This is a genomic window from Streptomyces sp. S6, assembly GCF_054880855.1.
This window is the reverse complement of record NZ_JBTYMC010000614.1, coordinates 1-1571: the sequence shown is the minus strand read 5'-3', so window position 1 is coordinate 1571 and position 1571 is coordinate 1. Positions and strand designations below refer to the sequence as shown.

General features: G+C 75.0%; 1 protein-coding gene. It reads left to right on the top strand.

The genetic code is table 11. The features are described from left to right. The coding region (tmk, locus tag ACVNF4_RS35795; RefSeq protein ID WP_461807003.1) for a dTMP kinase at positions 1–1571 on the top strand (1571 nt) is incomplete at both ends.

The window sequence follows — 1571 nt, the reverse complement described above, 5'->3', positions numbered from 1 at the left end:
GTGACCGGCGTCGCCCTGCTGGCCGCCGGTCTCGTCCCGGACAACGCGACGGTCCTGCTGCTGGCCGCCCTCGCGGGCGTCGGCGCGGGTGTCGCCGCGAACACCGGGCACGCGCTGCTCGACCAGGAGACCGAGGACAGCCGCCGCGCGCGGGTCACCGAGCACCTGCACGCGGTCGTCCGCGTCTTCGTCGGGTTCGCCGCGCTGATCGCGCCCCTCGTCGCCGCACTCATCGGCCCGCACAGCCTGGAGAGCGGCCGGTTCGTGTTCACGCACGGCGGCGCCGCGTTCACGCTGATGCTGGTCGGCGCGCTGCTCCTGCCGGTCGCCGCGCTGGTCCTCGCCAAGGTCGACGACCGCTCCGGCGTCCCCCTGCGCAAGGACCTGCGCGACGCGCTGCTCGGCGGCTCCGAGCCGGTGACGGCCCCTGCGGCGACCGGCTTCTTCATCGCCCTGGAGGGCGGCGACGGCGCCGGGAAGTCCACCCAGGCCGAGGCCCTCGCCGAGTGGATAAGGGCCAAGGGACACGAGGTGGTCCTCACCCGCGAGCCCGGCGCCACGCCGGTCGGCAAGCGGTTGCGTTCGATCCTCCTCGACGTCTCCTCGGCCGGCCTCTCGCACCGCGCGGAGGCGCTGCTGTACGCCGCCGACCGCGCGGAGCACGTCGACACCGTCGTCCGGCCCGCCCTGGAGCGCGGCGCCGTCGTCATCACCGACCGGTACGTCGACTCCTCCGTCGCCTACCAGGGCGCCGGGCGCGACCTCTCCCCGGTGGAGATCGCCCGCATCTCGCGCTGGGCGACCGACGGGCTCGTCCCGCATCTGACCGTCCTGCTGGACGTCTCCCCGGAGACCGCCCGCGAGCGGTTCACCGAGGCGCCGGACCGGCTGGAGTCGGAGCCCGCCGAGTTCCACGCGCGCGTGCGGTCCGGTTTCCTCACGCTGGCCGCCGCCGACCCCGGCCGCTACCTCGTCGTCGACGCAGGTCAGGAGCCCGAGTCCGTCACGACCGTCGTCCGCGCGCGGCTGGACCAGCTGCTGCCCCTGTCCGAGGCCGAGATCGAGGCCCAGGAGGAGGCACGCCGCAAGGCCGAGGAGGAAGCCCGGCGCAAGGCCGAGGAAGAGGCCGCCCGCAAGGCCGAGGAAGAGCGCCTGGAGCGCGAGCGCCAGGAGCAGCTCGCCAAGCTCCGCGCGGAAGAAGAGGAACGCAAGCGGCGCGAGCTGGAAGAGGCGCAGCGGCGCGAGGCCGAGCGGCAGGCCGAAGAGGCGCGCGTGCGCGCGGAAGAGGCACGCAAGCGGGCCGAGGAGGAACGGGCCCGGCTCCTCGCCGAGGAGAAGGCGCGCGCCGAGGAAGAGGCGCGGCGGGCCGCCGAGGCGGAGCGTCGTCGTCAGCAGGCCGAGGAGGAGGCGCGGCTGCGTGCCGAGGCCGAGGCGCGGCGCCTGGAGAAGCAGCGGCGGGCCGAGGAGGCCTTGCGCGCGCTCTGCGGATTCATCATCGAGGGACGCCCGCACCCGGACGACGTGGACGCGGAAGCCGTCCTGCTGCACGGGTTCTGGATGAGGGACCCCAA